This is a genomic window from Propionispora sp. 2/2-37 (assembly GCF_001298735.1).
Taxonomy (GTDB): domain Bacteria; phylum Bacillota; class Negativicutes; order Propionisporales; family Propionisporaceae; genus Propionispora.
The window spans coordinates 93,250-118,676 of sequence record NZ_CYSP01000014.1; the positions used below are offsets into that span (position 1 = coordinate 93,250).

The following is a 25,427-nucleotide window of genomic DNA, read 5'->3' on the forward strand; positions in this document are numbered from 1 at the left end:
GGTCAGTTAAGTGGTGTCTCATGATTGATCGGTGCGACCGGAAAGGAAGAATTCAGCCATGAGGCGATTTTTTCCTGGCCGCCGGATATCCTGTGGGTGTAGACATTGAGAAGCATTTGCGTGGTACTATGGCCCAGTCTGTACTGGGCGTCTTTGATGCCGAAGTCGTTGGCTGAAAGCCGGCTGGCATGATCATGCCGGAGTTTATGAAAGGTGACAGTAAGGCCGGACGCTTTGACCAGGCGTTGAAATCGTTTGGACCAACTTCGGGGGTCCTGGAGTTTGCCGAGTGGGTTGGGGAATACCAGATCGCTATCCTCCCAGGGCAGGCCATTGGCCTTATTGGCGACGATGGCTGCCGTCTGGCGTGCTTGGTGCTGTTTGATCTCAAGTATCGTGACTTCCGGCAGCGGCAGGACGCGCTGACGGGCGGTGGTTTTGGTGTCGTCCAGTTCCAGGCCGTTGTCGGTGATGATGACGGCCCGCTGGATGCCGACGCTGTCGGTGGTGAAATTGAAGTCTATCCACTTCAATCCTAAGAGTTCGGAGCGGCTGATGCCGGTGGCCCATTCCAGGGATAGGGCGGTGTACATTTCGGCGTCGGCCTCGGCTGTCGTGAAGAGGCGCGCCCATTCGGCGCTGCTTAAGGGCACAAATTCCTTGCGGCGCTTCTTCTTGGGCAGAGACACGGTTTTGAATGGCAGCCGGTGCAGGATTTCTTCGTTAAAGGCTTTGTTTAAGGCGGCTCGCAGGACGGCAAAGGCCAGTTCGGCCAGGCGCAGCCCTAAGTGTTCGGCTGATTTGTGCGTGGCAATGGAGGAATAGGTAAAATACCATCCTATTCTGTTTCAAAGTACTTTTATGGCCGGACTCTTGACGGCAGAGTCCGGTCTTGCTACAATTAAAGTAACGAAAAGAGCGATGGAGTTCGCTCGAATCCTGGCTGGCCAGGTGATGACTCCTACCGTATGAGCGGTGGGAGTTTTTGTTTTTTAAACGTACGGGAAGGGAGGAAGCATCATGCCGTCACTGGCGGACGCCTGGGCCCGACAACTGAGCACTTGGGAGGAGATACCCGGACCGTTCCGGCCGTTTGTGCCTGCTGACCGGCCGCTGCCGTATCTTATTTATTCGCCGCCCGATGCCTGGGGCAGCCGCAGGGTGAACGCCCGGCTGACCATGATGTTCGGGCGGGGAATTACTGTGTTGGAAAATACCGCGGACGGCGTCCGGGAAAGTGCGTGGTCGTTTGCCGACATGGACTATGTGGAACAGGGGGCGGTGCACTTATATTCCTGGCTGCGGTTAAACGGCGTCGTGGCTGATAGGCCGGCGGCGGTGCAGGTGGAGTATAATGCGGTGGTGGCGTCACTGTTTACGCAGGTGGTGCGGGCTGTGCGCCAGGCATGGACCGGGCCCGACAGCGCGGTCCTGACAGAGGAGCAGGGCAAATTGGCGAGTTTGGTCGCGGTGGATTATAAGTTGGGGAATTATGCCAGGGAGAGCATTCTGCCGGGGGAACGGGTGCTGGCCACGGTCCATCAGCCAGAAATAACCGTACCGGGTTTTCTGTTTTTCCGCCGCCGGTTGACGGCTACTTATGTGTGCGTATTGACCGACAGGGAACTGATCTTCATAAGCGACGACGGCAGCGGCGGAGATACGGGCCGCTACGGCGTGGTACGCCGCTATATTCCGCTGACGAAAATCAAGGATTGGCAACTGGCGTCGGTGGCCTGTGACAAGACCGGCGTTTGGCGGCTGCAACTGCCGGGAGAGACCGTAGTCCTGCATTTTTCGGTCCCGGCGCAATCGGCCCTGCTGGTCTTGACCGTCTTGCTGGACGAAGCGAGAGGAAGAGGAAAAGGAAAAGGGTTGACTTGAAAGGTATAATCTGGTAAAAGATGAGCAAGGTAAAAAGATAACATGAATTCTCAGCGGCCGACCTTTGGAAATCAGCACCGCCAGCCGTTCCGGCCGGCTATTGGCCGCGCTCTATCAACTACTGGTCTGCTGGCAGAGCTATTCACCGGGTTCGGTGTAAAACAGGTTTTTATTGACGCTGAATCCGGCGTTCTGGTATAATAAAGCCATATTTCAATAACGGCGATGGAGTTCGCCCTGAACCCCGTGAAAACGGTAATGACTCCTACCACGTAAGTGGTAGGAGTCTATTTTTTTTAATGGCGCGGTTGCTGGCTTAGCAATAAGCTTTGTACATAAACTAGCTGGAAGAAAGCAAAGGAGGAATTGATCATGAGCAGTAAGATTGTCAATGTTAACGCATTAGAAATTTTGGACTCGCGCGGCAATCCGACTATCCGGGTGAATGTGGAACTCGCCAGCGGTGTCCGGGCGTCGGCTTCGGTGCCGTCAGGAGCGTCCACCGGCGAGAATGAGGCGCTGGAGCTTAGAGACGGCGACAGGGCCCGCTATGGCGGAAAGGGCGTACTGCAGGCGGTCGCCAATGTCAATAACCGCATTGCGCCCAAACTCACCGGGCAGGATGCCAGCGACCAGGCAAGGATTGACCGCTTTCTGATCGACCTGGACGGCACGCCGACCAAAGCTAATTTTGGGGCCAATGCCATTCTGGGAGTTTCCATGGCGGTGGCCCGGGCGGCGGCTATCGACCAGGGATTGCCGCTCTATGCCTATCTGGGCGGCGCGGCGGCGGTGCGCCTGCCGGTGCCAATGATGAATATTTTAAACGGCGGCAAGCATGCCGACAACAGCGTGGACTTCCAGGAGTTTATGGTCATGCCGGTTGGCGCGCCAACCTTTGCCAAGGCGCTGCAGTACGGCGTGGAAACCTTCCATGCCTTAAAGAAAATTCTGGGTAAAGAAGGCTACACCACCAGTGTCGGCGACGAAGGCGGTTTTGCTCCCAATTTAAAGAACAATGAAGAAGCTTGCGAACTGATTATTGCCGCCATCCAGGCGGCCGGCTATGTGCCGGGCGTGGATATTGCCCTGGCTCTCGACCCGGCCGCCAGTTCGTTTTATGAAAATGGTCAATACCATTTAACCAAGTCCGGGCAAGGCGTAAAGAGCAGCAGCGAAATGACGGCGCTATACGAAACGTGGGCGAAAAAGTATTACCTGGTTTCCTTAGAGGACGGCCTGGCGGAAACCGACTGGGCAGGGTTCCGCGAGCACACGGCCGCATTAGGCCATTATCTTCAAATTGTAGGCGACGATATTTTTGTCACCAATACCAAATTCATTGCCCACGGCATTGAAGAAAAGAGCACCAATGCAGTCCTCATTAAGCTCAATCAGATCGGCACGGTGACCGAGACCATTGAGGCCATTAAGCTGTGCCGCCAGGCCGGCTGGAATTATGTTATTTCCCACCGTTCCGGTGAGACGGAGGACACCTTCCTGGCCGACTTTGCTGTGGCGATGGGCGGCGGTCAGATCAAGACCGGTTCGGCCTGCCGCAGCGAGCGTATTGCTAAATACAACCGTCTGTTGGAGATTGAGGCCGAACTGGGCGACAAAGCCGTATTTCAAAATCCCTTTGCCGCTAAATAACAACCGGTCATCTTGGCAGGCATTGCAGCAACGACAATCGGGCGATGGAGTTCGCCGTAACCCCGCAGTGAAAGCGGTAATAACTCCTACCTTCCCCATTATGATTGGCCACAGGCCGACAACAAGGAGGTAATCGCAAATGGAACAAAACTTTGCCATAGCCGCCCAGTGGGTGCTGCTGGCCCTCGTTGCCACCATGCTGTCCATCCGGTTGGGCATTTCGGTGGCGCTCATAGAAATTGCCGTAGGCGTGATCGGCGGCAATGCCATTCAGCTTGAAATTACGCCCTGGGTCACTTTTCTGGCCGGGTTCGGAGCGGTGCTGCTAACCTTTCTCGCCGGGGCCGAGATCGACCCGGACAGTCTTAAAGGCAACCTGAAACAAAGCCTGGTCATTGGGTTTGTATCCTTTTTACTGCCGTTTCTGGGCGGTATGCTGTTTGCCGAGTATGTGTTCGGCTGGGACAGCAATGCGGCCAAGATTGCCGGCATTGCCCTATCCACCACGTCGGTGGCGGTAGTGTACGCCGTCATGGTGGAAAGCGGCCTATCAGCCAGCCGCCTGGGGCAGGCCATTTTGGCCGCCTGCTTTGTCACCGACCTAGGAACGGTGCTGGCGCTGGGTCTGTTGTTTACCGGTTTTTCGCTGAAAGTAGTCTGGTTCACGGCGGTCATGATTGTGGCCGTATTCGCCATCACGCCATTGGCCGTCAGGGTGTTTACCTGGTATGGCGGGAGGGTCAGCGAGCCGGAAATCAAGTTTATTTTCCTGGTGCTGTTGACCCTGGCCTATTTGGCGGTCATCAGCGGCAGCGAGGCGGTGCTGCCGGCCTATATCATCGGCATGGCCATGGCCCGGTTTTTCAAGCAGTATAAAGAAACGCTGACCAAGATGCGGACCATTGTGTTTACGATGTTTACGCCGCTTTACTTCATCAAGGCCGGCGTGCTGGTGTCGGTGAGCGCTCTGTACACCATGTCCGGTGCCATTCTGGTCTTTTTGCTGGTCAAGATGGCAGCCAAGTTTATCGGCGTGCTGCCGGCCACCCGCTGGTTTCAGTATGAGCCGCGCACCGGCATTTATACCACGCTGTTAATGAGCACCGGCCTAACGTTTGGTACTATTTCGGCTTTGTATGGATTGACTAACCGCTATATTGATGGCAGCCAGTACAGCGTGCTGGTGGCAACGGTCATTTTGAGCGCCGTAGTGCCGACGATGATCGCCCAGAAATGTTTTTTTCCGCTGGAGGCGGCAAGCAAGCCGCCGAGGGCGATGGTGACAATGGTCATCAAAGAGAGAGAGGCCGATTAGCATGGATGTTAAGAAATTGGTCGTGGCGTACGACTGTTCGGCGGGCAGCCACAAGGCGCTGGCCTGGGCGGTGAACCTGGCTGTCAAGCTCGGAGCGGTCAGTGTCGTCAAGCTGCCTGGATTTATTTCCAGCATTGACGCATTGACGAAGTGGATGAATGGTCGCCGCGGGGAAAAACAGTACCGGCCGCTCTTGGAGCAGAAAAGGTTGATTCGTATACCAAGTCGAAGGAGGAATCTCTGTGCCCAAAATTGCAAGTCAAGCCAAACGATTACGGATTTATATCGGGGAAAGCGATCACTGGAAACGGCGGTCTTTGTATCACGCCATTGTGGAAAAGGCCAAAGAACTGGATATGGCGGGAGCGACGGTGTTTCGCGGCATTGTGGGCTATGGGGCCAACAGCCGGATACATACGGCCAGCATTGTGGACTTATCTAGCGATTTACCCATTTTAGTCGAGATCATCGACAGCGAGGAATATATTGCCAAGCTGTTGCCGTTCTTGGATGACATGCTGGAAGAAGGCATGGTCACAATCGACGATGTGGAGGTTATCAAATACGGCCGCAAGCCGCCGAAACGATAAATAGGGAAAACAGATGAGGCAAGAGAGGTGAAAGGATATGCTGGAAATCATCTTAGTAGCGGTTGGCGGTGGGATTGCGCGACTACCCGGTATCTGACGTCCAACTGGGCGGCGGTGCGGTTTGGTACGGAGTTTCCCATGGGGACTTTGCTGGTCAATGTGGTGGGGGATTTTATCATCGGTTTGTTTATGGCGCTGATAACCGAGCGTCTGAGTGTCAGCCCCTACTGGCGGCTGTTTATCGCCGTGGGATTTTTGGGCGGGCTGACCACCTTTTCGTCCTTTAGTTATGAGGCGCTGCACCTCTTGCAGAATGTGGACGTCCTGCGGACGTTTTATAATGTCGGGCTCAATGTCCTAGTCGGGTTTTTGGCTACATGGCTGGGAATGGGTGTCGCCAAACTGTTCTAACAACAGTAAATGATTTTCGGGATAAAGGGGAGTGGAGACAGTGATTTCCGTACAGTTGCCCAATGGCAGACAGTATGAATTCCGCCATGTTGTGTTTGATTATGACGGGACGCTGGCCGAGGAAGGGCGTATGTCCGACGAGGCACGGCAGTTGCTGGCCGAACTGGCGGCCAAGACACATGTGGCGGTGATTACGGCGGATACCTTCGGCCTGGCGCATCAGGAACTGGCGGCCGTGCCGGAAGTGGAACTGATAATATTAGCGGCTGGTCAGGACGGCACGGAAAAAGCCCGGTGCATCCAGGAGTGGGGAGCCGAGCATACCGTGGTCGTCGGCAATGGCGTCAACGATCAGCCCATGTTTTTTATTGCCGGGCTGAAAATTTGTGTGCTAGGCCCGGAAGGCGCCAGCACCGGCGTATTGGCGGCGGCCAACATCGTGGTGCGGTCGCCGGCGGACGCCATCCGGCTGCTCTTAAATTCCAAGCGGCTGATTGCAATCTTAAGGACCTAAAGGCTGGCCACAAGCCCGGTTGATGGCTTACGTACCTCTGGATGGCTGTTTTGCGAAAGCTCAAGTCAATATAGAGGCGCTGAATGTTCTCCAGTCCATCTGGGTGCTGCACCAGACCGATCAATTGGCAGAAGAGTTCAAAGCACTGGTCGCATATGTTAAGGGCAATGGTGGGTCGGAACTATTAAGCAAATGCCGCGATTTTTTCGACCGAGATGGAACGGGAAACCCAGGCAGAGAACTTTATCTTTGCCGAGTTGGAAGAGATGAACAGGAACTGGAGAAACTGAATGGCTGAAAAAAATTGAGAAAAAAGATTTTTTCATTGCGAGTTTAAACAGACGATTATCGAGGTGTTAGCAAAGTGCTCGGTATTGCTGATGAGTTTAGCGACAAGGTGTACGAGAGGGAGGCAAAAACTTTACTGCATGCGGGTCTCTATCGTCCCGGCGCTTCATGGGACAAAATAAGAACTTCAAAAAATGGCTTGATTTTTTCGTTATCAAAAGGCTCTCGCTGCGTGTTGCATTTAATATTGCAATTTATCGATCCGTTATTAAGACTGAAAGGTAATAATTTGTCTTGACATGGAGAATTTTAATTGATATACTAAACTTCGTTGTTAGGGGCTTACGTTTTTAGCAACTTATTGTGGTGGCTGTGGTGAAGCGGTTAACACGCCGGATTGTGGCTCCGGTATTCGAGGGTTCGAGACCCTCCAGTCACCCCACCAAATAGTTTATATATTGGGGCGTAGCCAAGTCGGTAAGGCACGGGACTTTGACTCCCGCATGCGTTGGTTCGAGTCCAGCCGCCCCAGCCATGTGATCCACTAGCTCAGTCGGTAGAGCACCTGACTTTTAATCAGGGTGTCCCGCGTTCGAGTCGCGGGTGGATCACCATTTAATTTATTGCGGGAGTGGCGGAATTGGCAGACGCACCAGACTTAGGATCTGGCGGGTAACCGTGGGGGTTCAAGTCCCTTCTCCCGCACCATAATTTTGAAATGAAAGCTTTTAGGATTTCTATCCTGAAAGCTTTTTGTTATTTTTTATATGCAATTATAAGTGGAAAGCATATAATATATTATATTACATAATGTGAATAGGGAGGTAAACTATGGATACCGGTAAAGTGGTGTTCTGGGGAATTGCAGCCCTAGCACTGATAATATTGATATGGGGATTTCCAATTCTGCTGATTATCGGTTTTATACTGGGGATAGCAGCATGCTGGTTGTATGAGAAGTATGTTCCTTTTTAATAATGGAAATTAGGTATAAAATGCATAAAAATTCAAACTCAAGGAACGGAAAAGACTACATTGAGTTAAATCTGATTATGTCGGGAAGAATAAAATCAAAATACCGGGAGGCGATTTTGATGTCGTATACGAATAAGGTTTATCATTTTTGGAATGGGAAAAATATCGATGGCAAACCCTATGTAGGTGATCCTAATTTATTAAAAAAGACAAACTTAAATTCCAGTAACACCTTAATAAAATATCAGATTGGGGTAGATACCTTTTCAGCCAACGATTTGCAAGAAGGAATCGAGTATGAATAGTGAGGCGATAGGGATAAAGGAATATTTCCGAGCTTCTATTGACGAATATATATTTTAAGAGTATAATAATTAAAAATAACCTTTAAACTGGTTCTGTGAGACTGGTAAGGGGATATGATTCATGTTTAATTCCTTTCTGTGTACTCACATGCAGAAAGGTTTTTGTTTGACTTGACAATGCCTGATAAAATTTGCTAGTATATATATAAATAAATACTGCATAAATAAACAATGACTTTAAACTGGTTCTGTGAAACCGGTAAGACTGTTGCGGAGTTAGATTTATACTAGATCGCTAGCAAAAAGGCTTATTTCACCGAAAAAAACAAATACTATCCTTTAAGTTAATCCAGAGAGGTTGGCAAGGATGTTAATGTTTTACTGGTAATAGTCATGCCGGAATGTTTTTTAACATAACTCCTTGCCGCCTGGGGCAGGGAGTTTTCAATTTATAAGGAGGATTTTGCATTATGGGTTTGACTAAAAAACAGGTTACACTGCGAGGAAAAGATATTTTAGGTTTGCAGCATATGACAACCCAGGAAATGTTGCTGGTACTAGATACGGCACGGGAAATGAAAGGGATTATCGGGCGTGATATTAAGAAGGTTCCCACGCTTCGTGGTAAGTCTATTATCAATTTGTTCTTTGAACCCAGTACAAGGACCAGGACGTCTTTTGAACTTGCAGGGAAATATTTGGGGGCGGATGTTGTTAATATTACTACCAGTGCAAGTAGTGTAGTAAAAGGCGAAAGCTTGCGGGATACGTTAATGACGGTTGAAGCTATGGGAGTAGATATCATTGTTATGAGGCATGAAGCCGAGGGGGCGGCGCAATATGCGTCGCAGGCTGTCAGCCCAGTTATTATTAATGCCGGTGATGGCGCTCATGAGCACCCTAGTCAAGGGTTGTTGGACTTGTTTAGCATTAGGGAACGAAAAGGAGATTTGGCGAGCCTTAAAGTTGCGATTATTGGAGATATTTTACATAGTCGGGTGGCTCGTTCGAATATATGGGGCTTACAGAAAATGGGTGCCGAGATCCATCTGGCAGGGCCCCAGACATTAATGCCCCGTGATATTGATAAGGTTGGCGTATTTGTTCACAATAAAGTGGAAGAGGCGCTGGAGGGAGCCGATGTCGTGAATATTCTGCGCATTCAGCGTGAACGTCAGCAAAAGGGGTTGTTTCCTTCCGCGCGGGAATATGCCCGTATTTTTGGTATCAATAAAGAACGATTGGCTTTGGCCAAACCGGATGCCCTAGTTATGCATCCGGGACCGATGAACCGTGGTTTGGAAATTGCACCGGATATAGCGTATAGTGATCAGTCGGTCATTCAAGAACAGGTAAAAAACGGACTTGCTGTAAGAATGGCCCTGCTGTTTTTGGTGTTGATGGGAGGTAAGGACTTTGAAGCTACTGCTTAAGGGCGGAAGGATAATCAATCCTGCTAAACAATTTGATGACATCGGTGATATTTTGATTGAAAATGGACGTATTACTAAATTAGGCGGTATTATCGAGGCTGAGGAGGCGGAGGTTTTTTTCGTTCAAGGACTGGTAGTGGCTCCCGGACTGATAGATATGCATGTCCATTTACGGGAACCGGGTCTGGAGGCAAAAGAAGATATTGCTTCAGGTACCAGAGCGGCAGCAGCGGGCGGCATTACGACTGTTGCTTGTATGGCGAATACCAGCCCTGTTATTGATAGTGCCATCCTGGTAGCCGGCCTGCAGCAGCGCGCACAGGCAGAAGGCGTTGTGCATGTGAAAGTTATTGGTGCTTTAAGCAAGGGACTAGAAGGAAAGGAATTGGCAGAGATCGGGGATATGATTTTAAATGGTGCAGTGGCCATTTCTGACGACGGACACTATATAGACAGTGCCAAATTGCTAAAGACGGGTCTTGAATATACGGGGATGTTTGGTAAAGCGGTTATATCCCATGCAGAGGATGATTCCTTGGTACACGAGGGACATATGCATGAAGGCAGTGTCTCCGCAATGCTGGGCATTAAGGGCCGTCCTTCGGTTGCTGAGGATATTGCGGTTGGAAGGGACATCATGCTGGCAGAATATACAGGATCGGCAATCCATATTGCTCATATCAGTTCAAAGGGGGCAGTAGAATTGGTTCGTCAGGCTAAAAAACGCGGTGTTAAAGTGACTGCTGAAGTCACACCACAGCATCTGGTTCTCACCGACGAAGTGGTCTCGGGGTTTGATCCGGCAACCAAAGTTAATCCGCCCTTACGTTCGACGGAGCATCAGGAAGCCCTCCTTGCAGGTCTCAAAGATGGTACGATTGATGCGATTGCCACTGATCATGCTCCGCATGCATTTGAAGAAAAGGACCGGGAATATCGGTTTGCACCCAGCGGCTTTTGTGGTTTGGAGACTTCTGTTGGTCTTATATTAACTAATCTTTATCATACCGGTAAGTTTTCTCTTGCAGAGATTATTGAACGTATGTCTCTTAATCCTGCCCGTATCCTCGGAATTGAGGGGGGGATTTTGGAAGTGGGGAATGTTGCCGATATCACCATAATTGATCCGGACCTTCAGTGGACGGTCGAGAGTAAACGATTTTACACCCGTGGAAAACTTACTCCTTTTGAAGGGGTAAAACTTACCGGCAAAGCGGTAGTCACAATCGTTAATGGAAAAATTATTATGAAAAATGGTGAGGTGTTGGAATGAGCGGTAAACTGATACTGGAAGATGGCAGTGTTTTTTGGGGAGAACTTTTAACAAATAGCCTGGCCTCAGGTGAAGTTGTATTTAATACAGGTATGACCGGTTATCAAGAAATGTTGACAGATCCTTCTTATTGTGGGCAAATCGTCACGTTAACCTATCCGCTGATTGGGAACTATGGAACCGCAACCATATTTGAGCAAGCGCGACAGTCTTATGTACGTGGGTTCGTTATCAGCGAGCTGTGTGATACTCCCAGCAACTGTCGACTGGAGGAAAGTTTGGCTGCTTATCTTACCACGCGTAATATTCCTTGCATACATGGTGTAGATACAAGGGCTATTACCAGGAGAATACGCTCAAACGGAACGATGAAGGGGATAATTGCACCCAGTGATGTTCCTGAAGCTGAAATCAAACGGCTTTTTGCCGCTTCGTTGGCAACTGACATGGTTCAGGAAGTGACAACACCCGAAGTTTATAAGATTTCAGGAAATGGACCTAAAGTAGTAGTCATGGATTTTGGCATTAAACGAAATATATTAAATTCTCTTAGTCATATTGGCTGCGATTTAGTGGTTGTACCGGCACGAACATCGGCACAGGAAATTATGGCACTTAATCCGGACGGAATATTTTTGTCCAATGGACCTGGTGATCCCAAAGATGTGCCCTTTGCTGTCGCAACAGTAAAAAATTTGCTTGGAAAGAGGCCTATTTTTGGTATTTGTTTGGGGCACCAGCTGCTGGCCTTAGCTTTTGGCGGGGATACGTATAAACTGAAATTCGGTCATCGAGGCTCAAATCAGCCGGTTAAAAATCTTGCCATGAACAGGATACATATTACCTCGCAAAATCATGGCTATGCAGTTGATGAAGCCTCGCTGGCCGGCAAAAATTTGATTGTTACGCATCGTGCAGTCAATGATGGTACGATTGAAGGTATGCGCCATGAGCAACTGCCGGTGTTTTCCGTACAATATCATCCGGAGGCGGCACCGGGGCCTGATGACAATACCTATCTGTTTGATGAATTTTTGACGCTGCTGAACGGAGGAAACTAATCATGCCCAAAAAGACGAATTTGCATAAGGTTCTGGTCATTGGTTCGGGGCCGATTATCATAGGACAAGCGGCAGAATTTGATTATGCTGGTACACAGGCCTGCCGTGCGCTAAAAGATGAAGGATTAGAGGTTGTACTGGTAAACAGTAATCCGGCTACCATTATGACTGATGCCAATGTAGCCGACCGGGTATATATTGAACCTTTGACTCCGGAATTTGTGGAAGAGGTCATTTCCAAGGAACGACCGGACGGTCTATTGGCAACCCTTGGCGGTCAGGCCGGTTTAAACCTAGCGGTAAAACTTGCTGAACGGGGTGTTTTGGAAAAATACAAGGTGGAATTACTTGGTACGTCCCTGGAGGCGATAAAAAAGGCAGAAGATCGTGAACTGTTCAAAATGACTATGCAGAAAATTGGTGAACCTATTCCAGAAAGCACGATTGTGGAAGATGTTACCGGTGCCAGGAAATTTGCCGAAAAGATCGGTTACCCCATTATTGTCCGCCCGGCATATACTCTGGGTGGTACAGGCGGCGGTATTGTTGATAATGACGAAGAACTGGTTGAGGTTGTAACACGTGGGTTAAAATACAGCATGATTGGTCAGGTATTAATTGAAAGAAGTGTGGCCGGCTGGAAAGAGATTGAATATGAAGTTATGCGTGATGCCGCTAATAACTGTATTACGGTATGTAACATGGAAAACTTTGACCCTGTAGGTATTCATACCGGCGACAGTATTGTTGTTGCGCCGTCCCAGACTTTGACGGATCACGAATATCAGATGCTGCGTAGTGCGTCGCTACGTATTATCCGGGAACTGGGAATTGAGGGGGGCTGTAACGCCCAGTATGCACTCGATCCAAATAGCAGCCGTTATTATGTTATTGAAGTAAATCCGCGTGTGAGCCGTTCCAGCGCGCTGGCATCGAAAGCAACGGGGTACCCGATAGCCAAAGTGGCAACCCAAATAGCAATCGGCTATCATTTAGATGAAATTGAAAATGCGGTTACGCAAAAGACCATGGCCTGTTTTGAACCAACCCTCGATTATGTAGTCGTGAAATTCCCACGCTGGCCGTTTGATAAATTTATCTCAGCCGACCGTAACTTAGGGACCCAGATGAAGGCTACCGGAGAAGTCATGTCCATTGATCGCACTTTTGAGGCCGCATTGTTAAAGGCGGTTCGTTCTCTGGAAATTGGCCTGCACTATATCAGTGCGCCTGAGATTGCCAAACTTTCGCTAGAAGAGGTACATGAACGGCTGAAACTGGCCAATGATGAGCGGCTGTTTGCTATAGCCGAAGCGCTACGCCGCGGAATTACCGTTGCTGATATTCATGAGATTACTAAAATAGATATATTCTTTTTGTCTAAACTTGCTAATATCATTGCTGTGGAAACTCGGATAAAAACAGAAGATTTGTCTACGGAGCTGGTCCTGGCAGCTAAGAAACTCGGGATACCAGATAGGGCCATTGCCGAATTCTCAGGCCGTACTTTAGATGAAATACGCATTTGGCGTAAGGAACGAAAAATTATACCCTGTTATAAAATGGTTGACACCTGTGCGGCTGAGTTTGAAGCCGCTACACCGTACTACTATTCGACTTATGCACAGGAAGACGAGGTCAGTACCAGTAACCGCAAAAAAATTCTAGTGCTTGGTTCCGGTCCAATCCGTATTGGGCAAGGTGTGGAATTTGACTATTGTTCGGTGCATTCGGTATGGGCCCTTAAAGAATTGGGAATGGAATCTATTATTATTAATAATAATCCAGAGACTGTCAGTACCGACTTTGACACATCGGACCGGTTGTATTTTGAACCGTTAACTCCGGAAGACGTGCTTAACGTAATTGATAAGGAAAAGCCGGAAGGTGTTATTGTTCAATTTGGTGGTCAAACAGCCATTAATTTGGCAGAGCCCTTGGCTAAGGCCGGTGTTAAAATTATGGGAACCAGTGTGGAAGATATTGACCGTGCGGAAGACCGTGAAAAATTTGATGAAGTATTAGAGGCAAGCGGTATTCCGCGTCCGAGGGGAACGACGGTCACCAACACTCCTGACGCGGTGAGCGCAGCCAGAGAAATCGGTTATCCGGTGGTTGTTCGTCCTTCCTATGTTCTAGGCGGGCGGGCTATGGAGATCGTTTATAATGAAGTGGAACTGACTGACTATATGGGACGGGCGGTTAAGGCATCGCCGGAACATCCTGTACTGGTTGACCGTTATATGCAGGGGACCGAGGTAGAGGTTGATGCTGTTTCTGACGGTGTTGATGTCTTCATTCCGGGAATAATGGAACATGTAGAACGAGCCGGAGTACATTCCGGTGACAGTATTGCCGTATATCCGGCTCAGACTTTGTCACAAAAGGTCTTGGATACCATTGTTGACTATACTCAGCGCTTGGCGGTTAATTTGAGGGTTAAGGGTCTGATCAATATTCAATACGTTGTTGTTGATGATGAGGTCTATGTGATTGAGGTCAATCCACGTTCCAGCCGCACCATCCCTTTCCTTAGCAAGGTAACCAATATTCCGATGGTTAATGTAGCCACCCGGGTAGCAATGGGTCAAAGCCTGGCTTCGCAGGGATATCAGTCCGGATTATTACCTTCTAAACCTTATATAGCAGTTAAAGCCCCGGTGTTTTCCTTTGCGAAAATGCAGCAGGTGGATATTTCACTGGGGCCGGAAATGAAATCGACCGGCGAGGTTATGGGAACTGATTATCATTATGCCCGTGCGCTCTATAAGGCATTAACCGGTGCCGGTATGAATGTTCCTGAATTTGGCACCATTCTTTTCACTGTGGCCGATAAGGATAAACAAGAAGCCGGCGATTTGGCTAAAGGTTTTTATGAACTGGGTTATCGTCTGGTTGCCACAACCGGTACTGCAAAATATTTGCAGTCGCTGGGTTTACAGGTTAAAACCGTACAGAAAGTGCATGAGCATTCTGCCGATATCATTCAAATGATTAAGACCGGAAAAATCAATATGGTTATTAACACAATTACCAGCGGTAAACATTCAGAAGGAGACGGTTTTAAAATCCGTCGGGCTACGGTAGAGCATGCTATTCCTTGCCTGACCTCAATGGATACCGCACAGGAAGTCCTCTCCATGATGGACTTTATGCGTGAACGCCGCCTTGTATATGCTCTTGCTTTACAGGATTACGTAGGCGGAGGCGACGATCTTGCCTAAATTAGTGGAAAAGACCGTTATAATTGAACAACGGGTTCTTGCTGCTGAAGTTCGGGAGCTTGTCCTGGATGCACCAGTGATTGCGGCGCAGGTCCGTCCAGGACAGTTCGTACATGTTCGGGTCGCAAATGGAGTGGAACCGTTACTTAGAAGGCCGTTCAGCATTGCGAAAGCAGATGCCGGGCGGGGTGTATTGCATATCATATACCGTATAGTAGGCAAGGGGACAGCCGGATTGTCCCTGCTTGAATCCGGTGACCATTTGGACTGTATGGGGCCTTTGGGTAACGGTTTTATCTTTCAGGGGGAACATCCGCTTTTGGTCGGCGGAGGAATGGGACTGGCACCGCTGGCTTATTTAGCGCAGCAACTCTGCCCCAAGCCGGTGGAAATCCTGATGGGGGGGCGTAGCCGAGAAGAAATGTTTTGGATTTCTGTCTTTGAAAAGCTGTGTCGAAACATCCATATCACTACCGATGACGGTAGCCTTGGCACTCAGGGCGTGACACTGGATCAACTGCCGAAACTGCTGGATAGCCAATCTTTTGATATGGTCTACACCTGCGGTCCAAAAGTCATGATGGCTGGAGTCGTCCGCTTGGCAGGCATTCATAATATACCCAGTCAAATATCTTTGGAGGACTTCATGGCTTGCGGAGTCGGAGCTTGCTTATCTTGTACCTGCGCAGGCAGCGATGGTAAGCGACGCAAGGTATGCAGTGAGGGGCCGGTGTTTTGGGGCGGGGAGGTGTCTTTGTGAATGAATCTAACCGTCTTACCGTGGAGCTTGCCGGTATCTTGATGAAAAATCCGGTCATGGCTGCTTCCGGTACTTTTGGTTTCGGTTTGGAATATTCGGATTTTGTGAACCTTAATGAAGTTGGTGCCATTGTTGTCAAAGGTACGACCTTAAAACCGCGTAGTGGTAATGTCGGACGGCGTATTGCGGAAACACCGGCGGGGATGCTTAATAGTATCGGATTGGAAAACCCTGGTGTTGATAATTTTTTACGCGATATATTACCGGAACTTGCATGTTACGAGGTGCCGGTTATTGTTAATATTTCGGGCAATACGGTGGAAGAATATGGGGAACTGGCAGCAAAACTTAACCATTCGGGTATTGCCGGAATTGAACTGAATATATCTTGTCCTAATGTAAAGGAAGGCGGAATTGCTTTCGGAACCAACTGTGATAGTGCCGTTGCTGTCGTCAGGGAAGTAAAGAAATATACGGATCTTCCCGTGATTACCAAATTATCGCCCAATGTGACGGATATTGTGGCTATGGCGCTGGCGGTAGAGGCGGCGGGCTCGGACGCAATATCCCTAATCAATACTCTGTTGGGCATGGCTGTTGATCTTCGTACCCGACGTCCGGTGCTGGGCAATGTTGTCGGCGGTCTATCCGGTCCGGCCGTAAAACCGGTAGCTCTGCGGATGGTCTGGCAAGTTGCCCGGTCGGTAAAGGTGCCTGTTATTGGAATGGGTGGTATTATGACTGCGGAAGATGCTCTGGAATTTATGCTGGTAGGAGCCAGCGCTGTGATGGTGGGAACTGCCAATTTTATCGATCCGAAGTCGGTGCCTTCGATAATAGGAGGAATGCAAGATTACGTAAAAGAACAAAAGCTGGGGAATCTGCAGGATATCGTCGGCCGGTTACAAACAGAAAATGAGTGATAACGACGGGGGTAATGCAATGCAGGGGGATAAACGCCTGATTGTGGCGCTTGATGCACCGGACATGGACAGGGTTGCCTGTTTGGTGGAAACTATCGGTGATGCAGTAAGTTATTATAAAGTGGGTATGGAACTTTACTACAGTGAAGGCAGCAAAGTAATTTCCTATCTACGCGGTCTGGACAAAGAGATATTTTTGGATTTAAAGCTTCATGATATTCCCAATACGGTGGCACGAGGACTTAGCTCATTGACAACACTCGGTGCCTCTATGCTTAATGTTCATGCATCGGGCGGTTTGAGAATGATGGAAGCCGCCAGACGGTCTGTGGCCGAAAAAGCTGCCGAGTTGGGCATAGCCCGACCTAAGCTGATAGCTGTTACCATACTAACAAGTATTGATGAAACGGAATGGGTAAATTTACGTCATGATAAGAATATTGCTGAATATGTAGTCCATTTGGCGCAGCTAGCGCAGTGTGCGGGTATTGACGGTGTGGTGGCTTCACCACAGGAAGCCGCTGCTATCCGTGCTGCATGTGGTGATAACTTTATTATTGTGACGCCCGGTGTCAGACCGCAGGGAGCTGCTGTCAACGATCAGAGCCGTATTGCGACACCGGCCGGTGCGTTAAAAAACGGAGCTCATCATTTGGTGGTAGGGAGACCCATCACCGCTGCGACTGACCCACGTTCTGCTGCTTTGGCAATTTTGCGAGAAATGAGGGAGAAAGGCTAAATGAATGAAGCGGAAGTAAAACAATTGTTTATCGATACAGGGGCTATTCTGGAAGGACACTTTCTTTTAACTTCCGGATTACATAGTCCGTTTTATGTGGAAAAATTTCAAGTTCTTCAATATCCGGAACATACGGCTAGGCTTTGTGCTGAACTGGCAAAGAAATTTAACGAAGATAATATTGAACTTGTTGTCGGGCCAGTTACCGGAGGAGTACTCCTGGCACATGAAGTAGGTAAAAATTTGGGAACACGGGCAATTTTTACGGAGCGCGAAAATGGGAAAATGACACTTCGCCGTGGTTTTGTAATTAAACCTGGTGAAAGAGTTCTCATAGTGGAAGATATTGTTACTACCGGTGGTTCGGTAGATGAGGTTATTGCGGTTGTACGCGAACATGGCGGTAATCCGGTTGCAGTAGGGCTGCTTGTTGACCGCAGTGGCGGTAAAGCTGATTTTGGAATCCCGTCACAGGCCCTCTTGCATTTATCTGTAACTACCTATAAGCCTGAAGAATGTCCCTTGTGTGCTTCCGGTATTTCTATCACGAAACGCGGGAGCCGGAAAATATAAATCTTAATGTAAGAACTAAAAATACTTGAAATGTTGCAGCATACATGATATTATATATTTCGCAGTTGTTATCTGCTGCGGATGGCCCGGTGGTGTAGTGGTTAACATGCCGCCCTGTCACGGCGGAGATCGAGGGTTCAAGTCCCTTCCGGGTCGCCAAATTGGTTTTGACAGCAAAAAAAGTACTTGACCAATTATGAAGAGTATTATATAATAATATGCGTGATTAGGGAATAAATGCGGAAGTAGCTCAGTGGTAGAGCATCGCCTTGCCAAGGCGAGGGTCGCGAGTTCGAATCTCGTTTTCCGCTCCATACAGGGGTATAGCTCAATTGGTAGAGTAGCGGTCTCCAAAACCGTTGGTTGAGGGTTCAAGTCCTTCTGCCCCTGCCAGAAAAAATAAAGCTTTCAGCCAATCGCTGAAAGCTTTTCTTAATATTTATATACATAGAAATTTTGTCTATATTTTTCCTTTTAAAACTTCTTCACGTAAACTAATCCATACATTTTGATAAAGTGTATTGTATTCAGGGGTAGTTCGGATATTGATAATATCACGGGGGCGGGATAAACTGACTGGAATTATACTTTTAAGCGATCCGGGCTGCGCTGACATGATCATAATCCGATCGCTCAGGCATATAGCCTCATCAAGGCTATGTGTTATAAATACCGTTGTTTTTTTTGTACTTTCCCAAATACGCAATAGTTCTTCCTGTAAAATAATTCGATTTTGTTCATCTAAAGCACCAAATGGTTCATCCATCAATAGGATTTCCGGATCGTTGGCAAATGCACGGGCTACACTAACCCGCTGCTTCATGCCGCCTGAAAGCTGGCAGGGATATGCATTGATAAATTTGGTGAGGCCTATCATTTCAATATAATGTTCAGCGATTTGATTACGTTCTTTCTTTGTTATGCCTCGCATACGCAAGCCATAGCTTACATTATCTAATACCGTCATCCAAGGAAAGATCGACTGTTCCTGAAATACCATGGAATTCAGCGGCCGATTCTGGCTGGAAGGGTTAATGGTAATGGTTCCGCTGGAGGCTGTTTCCAGACCGGCTAAAATACGCAATAATGTGCTTTTGCCGCAGCCGCTGGGACCGACGATACTAAAAAATTCATTAGTTTTAATATCGATACTGATATTGCATAATGCAGTTACAGACCCGGAACCAGTGGAGAAAGTTTTGCTTATCCTATTGATTTGGATGCGATTGGAATTTGTTTCCATTCGTAAATTCCACCTTTACGTCTGTTTCCAGGGAAGTGCCCAGCGTTCGATCATATCCAATAGCAGCGAGAATATATAACCTAGTACGGAAAGGGTAATCAACGCCGCAAACATTTGTTCAATATCGAACATATCATAGGCGCGCCAAATCATCCAGCCAATGCCTGCTTGGGCAGCCGATAATTCAGCGGCAACTATCAGAATCAGAGCCATTCCCATACCTAACTTTAAGCCGGCAAAAATCATGGGCAGTGCGCCGGGCAATGCTACAGTCAGATAAAAGTGCTTGCGGCTGGCGCCGAAATTTTTGGCGACATCCAGGTAGATCTTATCAATGGTAAGTACTCCAACCATAGTATTCATAACTACCAAGTAAAAAACGCCGATGGCAATGGTAAAAATTTTTGATGTTTCTCCTAGTCCGAAAATGAGGAGAATCAGTGGCATAAGGGCCAGTTTGGGAATGGGGTAGGTTGCGCTGATCAATGGTTCAATAGTTGAACGTACGATCGGGGAAAGCCCCATACTTATGCCGAGTAGAACTCCTGGTATTGCTCCTGCAATAAAGCCCAAAAGAATTCTTTGTACGCTGACTAATGTATTATAAGGCAGATTGCCGGATAACAACAGGGGAATGAAAGATTGGATGATATGGCTTGGGCTGGAAAAAAGCCGGGTATCGATGATTTGCAGTGAAGCGCCTATCTCCCACAAAAGCAGAAGACTAAAGGGCGACAGTATGGAAAGCATTTTGAAGAGTATTTTTTTAGTTGCTATATTCATAATAAGCCTCCGTAATGTTAGCAAGTAAACTATTGATATTTTCCTAAAATATGTAAAGCGAAGTCGACATATTGATTATCTACAGCATTTTCCAAGGTAATATCCGATTTAAGTAAGTGGTGTCTTTGGTACCATTGTAAATCCATTTCAATACCTTTTGTGCGTACATAGCCATCAGGATTTAAGCCGGTGGGGAACATTTTTTGATAAAGTTCCTGATCTTTTACTACGGAATACTTGGAGAGGAGAGAGACAATTTCAGCTTTTCCAGTATTTTTGAAAAAAGCATCATTATAATCCCGGACCGATTTAACATAGGCTGTCATAAAGCGGTTGGCAACTTCCGGATTTTTAGTTAGACTAGTACCAAAAACAAGGAGGGCGGTTTGGGCATCAGGATCATATTCTGAGGGATCTTTCCAAGGGTCAAGGAGATCCTTGGAAATTCCCTGTGCAATAAACGGTTCGATAACCATAGCGGCATCAATGCTTTTATTGGCTAACGATACCAGCATATCCGGGAAAGAACGAATCACCTGCAAATCAATATCTGCTGTGGTCATGTTGGCTTTTTCCAATACGCGGGATAAAGCTATTTCATCCAGTGAAGCCGTGCCGACAATAGCGATACGTCTACCACGTAGATCCTCATAATCTTTAACAACTGGGGTCAGGTCTTTGCGAATCACCAGACGGTAATATCCCTGACCAGGAATATTATTGCCTTTGTCGGCCACGATTTTGACCGGAATATCCCTGCTCATAGCGTTAAACAAACCGGAGGCACTGACAGTTGCGCCCACATCGAGCTGACCGGCTGCTAATTGGTTGATCATTTCCTGACCGGAATTAAACTGCACTGGAACAATTTTTATACCTAAATCCTGATAGTACCCTTTAGCCATGCCAATTAAGATGCCGGCATCGGACACAGCCTGCTTCATGCCTACTTTGACGGTGGTTTCCTGCGCTAAAGGGTCAAGTTTATTTGCCCAGTGAGGATTTTGTGGAGCAGGCAAAACTGACCGTTTTTCTGTTGTCTTACCGCAGGCTGTTATAAGCAGCAATGTAACAATGATAACAGATAATTTGATGTAGAAGGCACATTTCATCTTTTTTCCTCCTGAAGGTTGATTTAAAAGTACTTTATAATATTCCTAATTCAGGCATTTAGCCACAAGAAGTTGCAGGTTTTTTTTTTGATGTATAGAATATCAGAATATAGAGGTGCGTATGGATAAAATCATTGAACAAATTGAAAACTGGGGTTTCCTGCAAGGACTAGCGGTTGAACTGGAAGGCTTTCGTTTAAATCGTATTTTTAAACAAGAGGGAATGAAGTATTTTTTGTTTTCTTACTGTCATGAAGAACAACATCGTATTTTTACGGTATTATATGATCATGCAACCAGAGATTTTATGGGAAGAATTGTGTTTGGGTTAACAGAATTTATTGATACAACTTTTATTGTAAATAATTTGGCTGCTTTAGAGAAAATATTGTGTGAAAAAATGCAGCAAACCTTACGGCGTTTGCTGCATTTCGATAAAAATACACTGGAAAGTAATTTTATTAATAAAAAAATACTGGAGTGGAAATACGGACATAATCTTCCTAAACAAATTGCGGATTTTGACTTGTTTATCTCTCCCTGCGAACCTTTAAGGATCATTAATGGTTCTTATATTATTATTGACTATAGCAACTTTCGATTAGAAAGTAATTTGATCATATATTATAATATTTACAGGGATGAGTTTTTCGGTGAGATACGGATTAATCGGACGCCGCGGATGACCGCTACCTTTGATGCCTTGTCGCTGACGGAGTTGGAAGACAAGTTGGAAGCACATTTAGTGACGGAATTGAATAGCATACGGCATAAATGAGCTGACGACAGTTAATAGTGGTGCCAATAATAAAAACACATCAGGAATAGGCAGGGATTTATGAATGGCAAGGATTTTAGTTTGTGATGATTCAGCTTTTATGCGAATGATGTTAAAGCGGCAATTAATTGAAGATGGTCATGAAATCGTGGGGGAGGCCGGTGACGGAAAGCAGGCAGTGCAGATGTATTTGCAGCTTAGACCGGATGTAACGACAATGGATATTACTATGCCGGGGATGGATGGTATTCAAGCAGTGAAACATATTCATGAAGAAGATCCTTTGGCCAGGATTATCATGGTCACTGCTTTGGGGCAGAGGGCGATTATAACCGATGCATTGAAAGCAGGTGCGTCCGATTTTATTATTAAACCTTTTGAACCACAGCAAGTGAAAGCAACCATTGATAAAATTTTATCAGAAGGAGTAAGGGAGTAACTTTTTCTTTACACAACTACTTGACAATAATAATAAATATGGTATAATAATTTTCGTGGTTACAGTACGGCTTGTTCTAACTAAACAAGAGAAAATAGTATTGACAATAATTGATCGTTTGTTATATACTAGATTATGCGGTTTGAGGTAAGGCCCGGTGGTGTAGTGGTTAACATGCCGCCCTGTCACGGCGGAGATCGAGGGTTCAAGTCCCTTCCGGGTCGCCATTAACTAAAGATGCCTCGGTAGCTCAGTCGGTAGAGCAGAGGACTGAAAATCCTCGTGTCGGCAGTTCGATTCTGCCCTGAGGCACCATTTTTCCTGCGGAAGTAGCTCAGTGGTAGAGCATCGCCTTGCCAAGGCGAGGGTCGCGAGTTCGAATCTCGTTTTCCGCTCCAAGTGTTCGGCGGCATAGCCAAGTGGTAAGGCAGAGGTCTGCAAAACCTTTATTCCCCAGTTCAAATCTGGGTGCCGCCTCCAATTTAAAATACGGTACGGTGTATTGTGATTTTGCGAGTGTGGCGGAATCGGCAGACGCAACGGACTTAAAATCCGTCGGGACTTATCTCCCGTACCAGTTCAAGTCTGGTCACTCGCACCAAAAAAACAGCTGTCCTAAAGCTTTGGGATGGTTTTTTTTATTTTTACAGATCGTTTTTTTGACTTAATTATTGGGTTTTTTGTGTATTGCGTGATAAAATTGCATTCAGACCAGTTTGTGTATGAGATTTGCTTAGTTAATTGGGTTGACAGGCCGCCGACGTTATTGGATATACGAAACGTGAAGTCTTGCCTGAAGGGGAAATGGGAGTTGGTATCATCTCTCTGATCAGGGAAGATATTCCTATGCTTCGTTATCGTACTAGAGATCTGTCCGTTATGGACTGTAGTGCCTAAATGATTGACTGAGAGATTTTGAACAACTGGGAAAATCGCCGGAGCGCAGATTAATGTTGAATAGATGTATGCATTTACGGGTATACATGATATATGCACCCGTGTTGGCGAGTTAACAAAAGTCGAACAGGTACTTAAAAATACTTAGAATAATGTAATGAATGATTTAGTCCTGTAACAAACCGCTACAGGATTTTTTATCATGATTATTATAGAGATGCCTTCTGGCAGAATAAGAATAATAGTGTTATAATAGCTGTTACGAGATAATTTACTGGATTATCCATGGCATCATATTCCCATACAAGTCTTGAGTAAGGAGATTCATATATTATAATGAAAAATGTTTATGACCAGGTTCATCTTTTTTATAATAAAGAAATAACAGATGAAACAATTATAAAGCGTGAATGGGTTGAAGGTTTTTTCCGCTATAAAGCTTGGCAAGGTGTTGTGGATGAAGAATTGCAGACAATTTGGCAGTCGATACAACTTTTTATTATTTACTTACAATACTCTGATAATGACGAAATAGAGACATTGTCGGTTCAAGATTGCAGTTTACTTATTGAATGGTTGTCAGTACATGTAAAGGGATTTAAATTGTCTCTGAGTAATGTTCGGAAATTCTTTACGATATTAATTGAGTTCTATAAATATTTAGTTGCCAGACATATCATTCGTAGTGCCGCCGAAATAGAACATGCGGCTAATGAAATCGCCGGTGGAGAAACATTACGTTTACTGAAGCCGGCAACTGCTGATCTACCTTTATTTATGGAAAATGTGAATGCTGCCAGCGATGAATTGTCATTTAAAAGCAGAGAAACTGCAAAAATGATTGGCGAAACCGTTGAACAATTAATGGGTAAATTAGGAACTTATTTTCAGCAGGAAAATTTTAATGAGGATTTTGATCGTGCTTTATATCTGTATACCGGGCCACTGGAGACGGTACCGGATGATGAGAGGGAAGAATTTTGGCTGGGTTTTTGGGACTATTTTCTTTTTGATTATCATTTATTGCGGGAAGATATCAGCCCTCTTGCTCATTTTTATAAAGCTTTTTCAGACAGTTTAAATCAAGAGGAACAACAAATTTTACATGATTTACAAAGTTCTCATTTTACAGTATTTTATATCGATCGGGTTATTAACCAAGATTGGGTAGAATGCGTGGATTTATTTACTGAAGAAAAATTTGAACTGCCTTTTTTATTTGAATATAACTCATTAAAGAAACTTTTGTTTTATGGACATATCTTTTCACAAGGTATGATTGTAATTAACTATGTTACTAGTATTGAAGTAAGTGTTAATTTGCGGCGGCGTATACGTGAAGAAATTCTCCGGCAAAAAATGGTATTTAAGCGTCAACAAGATACAGCTACACTCGAAGATTTTTTTAAACGTCATGCCTTGGTAGTACGGCATACTATTGATATTCTCGTTACCTTAGCAAAGGTTAACGTAATACCAGCAACCCAGTTGGAACGGGAGTTTCCTAAAACTAATCAGATTCGAAAAACAAACCAAGCTGTAATGAAAATGATAGAAGAAAAATTTTCGCAGTTTGGCTTTTCCAAACATGATTGTACTCTAATGCAGAACATGTGGCATGATTATTGTCAATTCACCATCGCTCATGTTCGAAAGCCGGAAGTCTGGGTGGCTGCCATATTTTATAGTTATTCCCACGTAAACTATCTTAATAATACCAGTGTTGATAAGCTGGCTAAAATTCTAGAAATTTCGACGAGCAGCATTTATAAATATAAATACAGATTGTATAAAATTCTTGAACTAGAAACCTTTGATCCGCGGTATTTAAATGAAGAGGGGTTTGTGATCTCATTATTTTTACCATAACGATTAAAGCAGGTGAAAAATGATGCAGTGTTATCAATGTAAAAATGAAATACCAGAAGGCTCGCAGGAATGCCCATTTTGTCAAGCTGAATTTCCTAATGTACAGATCCTTTCCCCTAAAGAACAGCAGGAATTTCAGGGGGTAACCATTGATCAGGGCGGTAGAAAAGAGGAGAGCTACGAACGTCCCGGGAGTGGGCGGATTCACTATCGTCAGATCAACTTTAACCTCTTTAAATCGTCAAGCTGGTTAACGAAAATCGTTTGGGGGGTAGTATTTGCTGGTTTATTACTCTTTGCTTTTTCTTCCCTATTTTTTGTTGCAGTTGTCGGCGCAGTCATTTGGCTGTTGCTACGAATATTTCGGTAGAGTAAGAGTAAAAGA

Annotated in this window: 27 protein-coding genes, 12 tRNA genes and 2 riboswitches; of the genes, 35 read left to right on the forward strand and 4 right to left on the reverse strand. The window is 46.3% G+C overall.

All coding sequences use genetic code 11. The features are described 5' to 3' along the window. Positions 1–2: 2 nt before the first annotated feature. A complete protein-coding gene (locus P22_RS20135; RefSeq protein WP_172675857.1) occupies positions 3–689 on the reverse strand; it encodes a site-specific integrase in 687 nt (228 codons plus the stop codon). 490 nt (positions 690–1,179) lie between these two features. On the opposite strand from P22_RS20135, the gene P22_RS15160 reads away from it, so the two are divergent. From P22_RS15160 to P22_RS15270, 26 genes are all read left to right on the forward strand, one after another. Further along, positions 1,180–1,884: a hypothetical protein gene (locus P22_RS15160; protein WP_156318998.1), complete on the forward strand. Its 705-nt coding sequence runs from the start codon at positions 1,180–1,182 to the stop codon at positions 1,882–1,884. Between the two features lie 42 nt (positions 1,885–1,926). After that, positions 1,927–2,085, forward strand: coding sequence for a hypothetical protein (locus P22_RS20670; RefSeq protein WP_156318999.1), 159 nt, complete (start codon positions 1,927–1,929; stop codon positions 2,083–2,085). 11 nt (positions 2,086–2,096) lie between these two features. After that, positions 2,097–2,159: riboswitch (Fluoride riboswitch) on the forward strand. A gap of 97 nt (positions 2,160–2,256) precedes the next feature. Further along, complete coding sequence (gene eno / locus P22_RS15165) at positions 2,257–3,537, forward strand: phosphopyruvate hydratase (RefSeq protein ID WP_054261085.1); 1,281 nt, start codon at positions 2,257–2,259, stop codon at positions 3,535–3,537. Positions 3,538–3,568: 31 nt separating this feature from the next. Then, positions 3,569–3,633: riboswitch (Fluoride riboswitch) on the forward strand. Positions 3,634–3,676: 43 nt separating this feature from the next. Further along, a complete protein-coding gene (locus P22_RS15170; RefSeq protein WP_054261086.1) occupies positions 3,677–4,852 on the forward strand; it encodes a cation:proton antiporter in 1,176 nt (391 codons plus the stop codon). A gap of 242 nt (positions 4,853–5,094) precedes the next feature. After that, on the forward strand, positions 5,095–5,442 hold the full coding sequence (locus P22_RS15175; RefSeq protein ID WP_054261087.1) for a DUF190 domain-containing protein: 348 nt from the start codon (positions 5,095–5,097) through the stop codon (positions 5,440–5,442). A 27-nt stretch (positions 5,443–5,469) separates the two neighbouring features. Next, positions 5,470–5,853: a fluoride efflux transporter CrcB gene (crcB, locus tag P22_RS15180; RefSeq protein WP_235814676.1), complete on the forward strand. Its 384-nt coding sequence runs from the start codon at positions 5,470–5,472 to the stop codon at positions 5,851–5,853. Between the two features lie 40 nt (positions 5,854–5,893). Continuing rightward, entirely contained in the window at positions 5,894–6,367 is a 474-nt protein-coding gene (locus P22_RS15185) for an HAD family hydrolase (protein WP_054261088.1), read from the forward strand. 22 nt (positions 6,368–6,389) lie between these two features. Continuing rightward, entirely contained in the window at positions 6,390–6,665 is a 276-nt protein-coding gene (locus P22_RS15190; RefSeq protein ID WP_054261089.1) for a hypothetical protein, read from the forward strand. 66 nt (positions 6,666–6,731) lie between these two features. Further along, the gene (locus tag P22_RS20675) at positions 6,732–6,953 is read left to right on the forward strand and encodes a hypothetical protein (protein ID WP_156319001.1); all 222 of its coding nucleotides are present in this window, start codon (positions 6,732–6,734) and stop codon (positions 6,951–6,953) included. A gap of 68 nt (positions 6,954–7,021) precedes the next feature. Then, positions 7,022–7,097: transfer RNA gene (locus P22_RS15195), tRNA-His, on the forward strand. Positions 7,098–7,114: 17 nt separating this feature from the next. Then, a tRNA-Gln gene (locus tag P22_RS15200) sits at positions 7,115–7,190 on the forward strand. 3 nt (positions 7,191–7,193) lie between these two features. Beyond that, positions 7,194–7,269: transfer RNA gene (locus tag P22_RS15205), tRNA-Lys, on the forward strand. 11 nt (positions 7,270–7,280) lie between these two features. After that, positions 7,281–7,363, forward strand: a tRNA-Leu gene (locus P22_RS15210). Positions 7,364–7,486: 123 nt separating this feature from the next. Next, positions 7,487–7,630: a hypothetical protein gene (locus tag P22_RS20680; RefSeq protein WP_156319002.1), complete on the forward strand. Its 144-nt coding sequence runs from the start codon at positions 7,487–7,489 to the stop codon at positions 7,628–7,630. Positions 7,631–7,749: 119 nt separating this feature from the next. Continuing rightward, positions 7,750–7,935, forward strand: coding sequence for a hypothetical protein (locus tag P22_RS15215; protein WP_054261090.1), 186 nt, complete (start codon positions 7,750–7,752; stop codon positions 7,933–7,935). Positions 7,936–8,405: 470 nt separating this feature from the next. Next, entirely contained in the window at positions 8,406–9,368 is a 963-nt protein-coding gene (locus tag P22_RS15220; protein ID WP_373432681.1) for an aspartate carbamoyltransferase catalytic subunit, read from the forward strand. Continuing rightward, a complete protein-coding gene (locus tag P22_RS15225) occupies positions 9,352–10,641 on the forward strand; it encodes a dihydroorotase (RefSeq protein WP_054261091.1) in 1,290 nt (429 codons plus the stop codon). Before P22_RS15220 ends, P22_RS15225 begins: the two co-directional genes overlap by 17 nt. Further along, positions 10,638–11,702, forward strand: a complete 1,065-nt coding sequence (gene carA / locus P22_RS15230) for a glutamine-hydrolyzing carbamoyl-phosphate synthase small subunit (protein WP_054261092.1) — start codon at positions 10,638–10,640, stop codon at positions 11,700–11,702. Before P22_RS15225 ends, carA begins: the two co-directional genes overlap by 4 nt. A gap of 2 nt (positions 11,703–11,704) precedes the next feature. Further along, positions 11,705–14,926, forward strand: a complete 3,222-nt coding sequence (gene carB / locus P22_RS15235; protein ID WP_054261093.1) for a carbamoyl-phosphate synthase large subunit — start codon at positions 11,705–11,707, stop codon at positions 14,924–14,926. After that, entirely contained in the window at positions 14,919–15,686 is a 768-nt protein-coding gene (locus P22_RS15240) for a dihydroorotate dehydrogenase electron transfer subunit (RefSeq protein WP_054261094.1), read from the forward strand. The genes carB and P22_RS15240 overlap by 8 nt, the downstream gene beginning before the upstream one ends. Before the next feature lie 41 nt (positions 15,687–15,727). Beyond that, entirely contained in the window at positions 15,728–16,609 is an 882-nt protein-coding gene (locus P22_RS15245) for a dihydroorotate dehydrogenase (protein ID WP_054261124.1), read from the forward strand. Between the two features lie 19 nt (positions 16,610–16,628). Further along, complete coding sequence (pyrF, locus tag P22_RS15250) at positions 16,629–17,348, forward strand: orotidine-5'-phosphate decarboxylase (RefSeq protein ID WP_054261095.1); 720 nt, start codon at positions 16,629–16,631, stop codon at positions 17,346–17,348. Beyond that, a complete protein-coding gene (gene pyrE / locus P22_RS15255) occupies positions 17,349–17,921 on the forward strand; it encodes an orotate phosphoribosyltransferase (RefSeq protein ID WP_054261096.1) in 573 nt (190 codons plus the stop codon). 83 nt (positions 17,922–18,004) lie between these two features. Then, positions 18,005–18,080 (forward strand) — tRNA-Asp (locus tag P22_RS15260). A gap of 80 nt (positions 18,081–18,160) precedes the next feature. Further along, a tRNA-Gly gene (locus tag P22_RS15265) sits at positions 18,161–18,235 on the forward strand. A 3-nt stretch (positions 18,236–18,238) separates the two neighbouring features. Next, positions 18,239–18,314, forward strand: a tRNA-Trp gene (locus P22_RS15270). A 67-nt stretch (positions 18,315–18,381) separates the two neighbouring features. On the opposite strand, the gene P22_RS15275 is transcribed toward P22_RS15270, so the two are convergent. From P22_RS15275 to P22_RS15285, 3 genes are read right to left on the reverse strand one after another with little or no spacing between them, the layout of a single operon-like run. Then, complete coding sequence (locus tag P22_RS15275) at positions 18,382–19,164, reverse strand: ABC transporter ATP-binding protein (protein WP_054261097.1); 783 nt, start codon at positions 19,162–19,164, stop codon at positions 18,382–18,384. A gap of 15 nt (positions 19,165–19,179) precedes the next feature. Continuing rightward, complete coding sequence (locus P22_RS15280) at positions 19,180–19,947, reverse strand: ABC transporter permease (RefSeq protein ID WP_054261098.1); 768 nt, start codon at positions 19,945–19,947, stop codon at positions 19,180–19,182. 29 nt (positions 19,948–19,976) lie between these two features. Further along, complete coding sequence (locus tag P22_RS15285; protein WP_054261099.1) at positions 19,977–21,059, reverse strand: ABC transporter substrate-binding protein; 1,083 nt, start codon at positions 21,057–21,059, stop codon at positions 19,977–19,979. Between the two features lie 121 nt (positions 21,060–21,180). On the opposite strand from P22_RS15285, the gene P22_RS15290 reads away from it, so the two are divergent. The 9 genes from P22_RS15290 (at position 21,181) to P22_RS15330 (ending at position 25,412) form a co-directional block, all read left to right on the forward strand. Continuing rightward, on the forward strand, positions 21,181–21,837 hold the full coding sequence (locus P22_RS15290; protein ID WP_054261100.1) for a hypothetical protein: 657 nt from the start codon (positions 21,181–21,183) through the stop codon (positions 21,835–21,837). 64 nt (positions 21,838–21,901) lie between these two features. Next, on the forward strand, positions 21,902–22,276 hold the full coding sequence (locus tag P22_RS15295; protein WP_054261101.1) for a response regulator: 375 nt from the start codon (positions 21,902–21,904) through the stop codon (positions 22,274–22,276). A 151-nt stretch (positions 22,277–22,427) separates the two neighbouring features. Then, positions 22,428–22,503 (forward strand) — tRNA-Asp (locus P22_RS15300). 12 nt (positions 22,504–22,515) lie between these two features. Continuing rightward, positions 22,516–22,591 (forward strand) — tRNA-Phe (locus P22_RS15305). 8 nt (positions 22,592–22,599) lie between these two features. Beyond that, a tRNA-Gly gene (locus P22_RS15310) sits at positions 22,600–22,674 on the forward strand. A 7-nt stretch (positions 22,675–22,681) separates the two neighbouring features. Beyond that, positions 22,682–22,756, forward strand: a tRNA-Cys gene (locus P22_RS15315). A gap of 32 nt (positions 22,757–22,788) precedes the next feature. Continuing rightward, positions 22,789–22,877 (forward strand) — tRNA-Leu (locus tag P22_RS15320). 632 nt (positions 22,878–23,509) lie between these two features. Next, positions 23,510–25,042: a hypothetical protein gene (locus tag P22_RS15325; RefSeq protein WP_235814678.1), complete on the forward strand. Its 1,533-nt coding sequence runs from the start codon at positions 23,510–23,512 to the stop codon at positions 25,040–25,042. A 19-nt stretch (positions 25,043–25,061) separates the two neighbouring features. Then, the gene (locus P22_RS15330) at positions 25,062–25,412 is read left to right on the forward strand and encodes a hypothetical protein (RefSeq protein WP_054261103.1); all 351 of its coding nucleotides are present in this window, start codon (positions 25,062–25,064) and stop codon (positions 25,410–25,412) included. Positions 25,413–25,427: the final 15 nt, after the last annotated feature.

Coding starts and splice junctions, on each gene's coding strand:
- P22_RS15160 (WP_156318998.1), top strand. CDS start 1,180: ATGATGTTCGGGCGGGGAATTACTGTGTTGGAAAATACCGCGGACGGC.
- P22_RS20670 (WP_156318999.1), top strand. CDS start 1,927: ATGAATTCTCAGCGGCCGACCTTTGGAAATCAGCACCGCCAGCCGTTC.
- eno (WP_054261085.1), top strand. CDS start 2,257: ATGAGCAGTAAGATTGTCAATGTTAACGCATTAGAAATTTTGGACTCG.
- P22_RS15170 (WP_054261086.1), top strand. CDS start 3,677: ATGGAACAAAACTTTGCCATAGCCGCCCAGTGGGTGCTGCTGGCCCTC.
- P22_RS15190 (WP_054261089.1), top strand. CDS start 6,390: ATGGCTTACGTACCTCTGGATGGCTGTTTTGCGAAAGCTCAAGTCAAT.
- P22_RS20680 (WP_156319002.1), top strand. CDS start 7,487: ATGGATACCGGTAAAGTGGTGTTCTGGGGAATTGCAGCCCTAGCACTG.
- P22_RS15215 (WP_054261090.1), top strand. CDS start 7,750: ATGTCGTATACGAATAAGGTTTATCATTTTTGGAATGGGAAAAATATC.
- P22_RS15220 (WP_373432681.1), top strand. CDS start 8,406: ATGGGTTTGACTAAAAAACAGGTTACACTGCGAGGAAAAGATATTTTA.
- carA (WP_054261092.1), top strand. CDS start 10,638: ATGAGCGGTAAACTGATACTGGAAGATGGCAGTGTTTTTTGGGGAGAA.
- carB (WP_054261093.1), top strand. CDS start 11,705: ATGCCCAAAAAGACGAATTTGCATAAGGTTCTGGTCATTGGTTCGGGG.
- P22_RS15245 (WP_054261124.1), top strand. CDS start 15,728: ATGAAAAATCCGGTCATGGCTGCTTCCGGTACTTTTGGTTTCGGTTTG.
- pyrF (WP_054261095.1), top strand. CDS start 16,629: ATGCAGGGGGATAAACGCCTGATTGTGGCGCTTGATGCACCGGACATG.
- pyrE (WP_054261096.1), top strand. CDS start 17,349: ATGAATGAAGCGGAAGTAAAACAATTGTTTATCGATACAGGGGCTATT.
- P22_RS15275 (WP_054261097.1), bottom strand. CDS start 19,164: ATGGAAACAAATTCCAATCGCATCCAAATCAATAGGATAAGCAAAACT.
- P22_RS15280 (WP_054261098.1), bottom strand. CDS start 19,947: ATGAATATAGCAACTAAAAAAATACTCTTCAAAATGCTTTCCATACTG.
- P22_RS15285 (WP_054261099.1), bottom strand. CDS start 21,059: ATGAAATGTGCCTTCTACATCAAATTATCTGTTATCATTGTTACATTG.
- P22_RS15290 (WP_054261100.1), top strand. CDS start 21,181: ATGGATAAAATCATTGAACAAATTGAAAACTGGGGTTTCCTGCAAGGA.
- P22_RS15295 (WP_054261101.1), top strand. CDS start 21,902: ATGGCAAGGATTTTAGTTTGTGATGATTCAGCTTTTATGCGAATGATG.
- P22_RS15325 (WP_235814678.1), top strand. CDS start 23,510: ATGAAAAATGTTTATGACCAGGTTCATCTTTTTTATAATAAAGAAATA.
- P22_RS15330 (WP_054261103.1), top strand. CDS start 25,062: ATGATGCAGTGTTATCAATGTAAAAATGAAATACCAGAAGGCTCGCAG.